General features: G+C 59.7%; 3 protein-coding genes and 1 tRNA gene. 2 read left to right on the forward strand and 2 right to left on the reverse strand.

Features of this window, described 5'->3' with window-relative positions:
- The coding region (locus IRZ31_RS20935) for an ATP-binding cassette domain-containing protein (RefSeq protein ID WP_297157601.1) at positions 1–389 on the reverse strand (389 nt) is incomplete at its 3' end.
- Between the two features lie 420 nt (positions 390–809).
- Positions 810–1,313 (reverse strand): Rrf2 family transcriptional regulator, encoded by a 504-nt coding sequence (locus IRZ31_RS20940; protein ID WP_363325712.1) that lies wholly within the window; start codon positions 1,311–1,313, stop codon positions 810–812.
- 357 nt (positions 1,314–1,670) lie between these two features.
- Between IRZ31_RS20940 and IRZ31_RS20945 the strand changes: the two genes are divergently transcribed.
- Positions 1,671–2,045 (forward strand): hypothetical protein, encoded by a 375-nt coding sequence (locus IRZ31_RS20945; protein ID WP_297157603.1) that lies wholly within the window; start codon positions 1,671–1,673, stop codon positions 2,043–2,045.
- A 293-nt stretch (positions 2,046–2,338) separates the two neighbouring features.
- Positions 2,339–2,414 (forward strand) — tRNA-Pro (locus IRZ31_RS20950).
- Positions 2,415–3,011 lie beyond the last annotated feature (597 nt).

Here is a 3,011-nt window from a genome sequence, read left to right on the forward strand (position 1 = left end):
GTCTTGCGCGGGGCGGGTCTGCCACCGGGGTTTTCCTCGCCCACGGGCCGGGGTCCCTCGCGTACAGCCTCCAGGGCACGGCGCAGGAAGTTGGCCACACTCACCCCTGGGATTGCCATCGGATATTGGAACGCCAGGAAGAGGCCCATGCGAGCACGACGATCCGGGGAATATTCGAGAATATTCTCCCCCTTAAACCAGATTTCGCCGTCAGTGACCTCGTACTTGGGGTTGCCCATAATGACGTTGGCGAGCGTACTCTTGCCGGAGCCATTGGGGCCCATCAGGGCATGAACCTCGCCCTGTCGCACCACCAGGTCAACGCCACGCAAAATGGGCTTGCCCTCGATGCTGGCGTGAAGATTCTTAATAACCAATTCTGAAGCCATTAGCGAAAACCATCCTCCTTGGAAGAGCTTGAGATACGATTACACTACCTCAGCCTGACAGCCATCGCTTCCCGTCCTCTGCGACGTTGCACGGGCAGGACCGGAGCAGAGTCGCGAACAGAGGCGGAGCGAGCTGATTAGGTCATTGACAGGCTGGCTGCCTGGGGGCTGCACCGAGCTGAGCAGGGAGGCAAAGAGCTGTTCGCTCATCAGCCTGTCAGTCTGTCTGCCTGTCTATGTCACTGCCGCTAAAACCGGGGAGTCTGCCGCGGCCCATGAATCGAGCCGAGTCTTCAGCTCTCCTCGCATCGCGGTCATCTTGCGACCACTTCAGCCAACGCCAACCAAGCCCTCGCCCCACCGGCAGGCCCCACTGGCCCATCCCCGGCACACCGGTCCTGCGTCTCGGCCTAGCTCAGCTCACAGCGCCGAAGACGGAGCCACACGGATATCCGAGATGGAGATAAAGTGCGTTGGAGCGTTCTGCGTCTCCTGCTCGGAGGCGCCCACCAGATCGGCGAGAGTCATCGAATCCAGCGTCTGAGCAACAGCATCGCGCACCCTGGCCCAGAGGAACTTGGTCTTGCAGGAGTCCAGCAGACTGCAGATCTGCGTCATCTCTCCCTCCGTCGCGCAGATCATGGGCGCGATTGGTCCCTCCAGGACCCGCACAATTTCCCCCATCGTGATCTCCTCCGGCGGGCGGCTCAGCCGATAACCGCCGTGCGCCCCTCGTGTGCTGACCACCAGTGGCGGCTCAGCCTCGCGTAGAAGCTTCACCAGCTGCTCCAGGTACGCCAGAGACAACTGCTCGGCCTGCGCAATATCGGTCAATGACCGCGGGCGCGAGCTGTAATAGTGGCGAGCCAGATCAACCATGAGGCGTACACCATACTCGCCTTTTGTGGAGACTCTCAAAATCATGGCTCGCTCCTTTCTCGCCCCGTGGGGAATGCTGATTCCTCGCTTTCATCGCTCCTACGCAGGTTACTCTTAATCCGACCTGCTCACTAGGATATATTCTAGCACTTCCGGCGGGAGAGCGTCAACCTCGCTCTGTGGCGGCTCGCCGCTGCCAGGCTGGCCCGCCAGAGTGATACAGGGCATGCCAGTCTGGGAGCTACCAGAACGGGCTGCCGAGACCGACCGATCATTCCATTGGCATGATATCAATCCTATCTTCAAAGAAGAGCGAAAAACGGCTACTATAGAGGGAGAATTGTAATGCGACGGAGCGGACTCCACAGCAAGGGGAGTAGACAGTGAACAGCAAGGAGCTAGATGATGGAAGAAGAAGGGAAGCTCATTAAGAAGAGCCTCTGGCTCTTCGAATACAACCGGGGCGACTCCGCCCTTTACCTCCAGCAATTTTATGCTGTCGACGAGAACGACGTGCGTCGCCAGATCGAGGAATTCATCCGCCGCGTCGACTTCCCGGTTTATTGGGAGCGGCTGCGCCACGTGCCCGGCGGCTTTACCATCGGCTATTCCTCCCTCAAGGGGATCATCTACGAGCGGCCCGACGGAAGCCTGATAGAGGAGGTCGAGGAGAAGGCCCCGCCCCAGTCGTCTGGAACAGCGGCCAAGGCTCCTGCGTCTGGCGAGAGCACGCCTGAGACGGCCAGCGGCCCAGCCAGCGAGGCAGCCCCCGGCTAACAGCTCAGCAACCTCGCCCTTTTCTCTCGTCTACCCTATTGCCAAGCCAAGACCGCCTGTGCTATACTATGCAACGACAAGAGGCATGCGAGAACGCCTGCGCCCGCAGGCCGCTCGTCAAGAGCCACAGGCGCAGCGACCTGCCTGCAACGTTTTCGCCCGGCCTCATCACCAGCTCTTGCTGGTGACGTTCTCGTAGGATGTTCGTTTCGCCTCATCGATTGTGCAGAAGGGGAATAACCGAGCAGGGCAAACGAGCGAGACCGGCGAAGAACTTGCACGAGTCGGTTTAGCGGGGTGTAGCGCAGTGGCTAGCGCGCAGCGTTCGGGACGCTGAGGTCGGAGGTTCGAGTCCTCTCACCCCGACCAAGTTGACACTTTCTCTTCCTGGAGCTCATCTCTCGTTGGTTTGTTACCTGGCCGGCCCAGCAGCCGGCTAGCTCGACGGTCGGCTGAGGTTAGGTCAGGCTCGACTGCCGGTCCGATCCACTGGAGCATGGAGCTTTCAATTACGGTGCAGCACCGCCTGAGCGAAGCAGCAGGTACGGATAGAGCTTCGTCTTCTCACATCCTCTATCCGCTTCTCAGCAGCTCATTGGCGGCTCTCCAGCTCCTCAGTGCTCAGATCGGTGGTCTCTCCAACCCCTGCCTGATCGTGCAATGTCAACGCCCATCTCCCTGGCCAATCGGTGAGCAATGCAGGCGGCGATGAGAAGCTGACGAGAGGTGAGGCCCCGGCCTCTCTCCTCCTCTAGCCCCGGTTCGGCTTCTTCCTCGCTGTCTGCCCGGTGGTTCAGCTCTGACAGAGAGGAAGGAAAGCCATTCATGCCTGTCTTAGTTCTGAACTCTTCCTTTCAGCCTCTCTCAGTCATCTCAGAGCGTCGTCTGGTCGTCCTGCTGTCGAAGAAAAAGGTGACTTTCCTGGACGACGAGGTTCGCAAGGCTATTGAGGAGAATATTCAGGCC

The organism is Thermogemmatispora sp. (assembly GCF_019683635.1).
Classification (GTDB): Bacteria; Chloroflexota; Ktedonobacteria; order Ktedonobacterales; family Ktedonobacteraceae; genus Thermogemmatispora.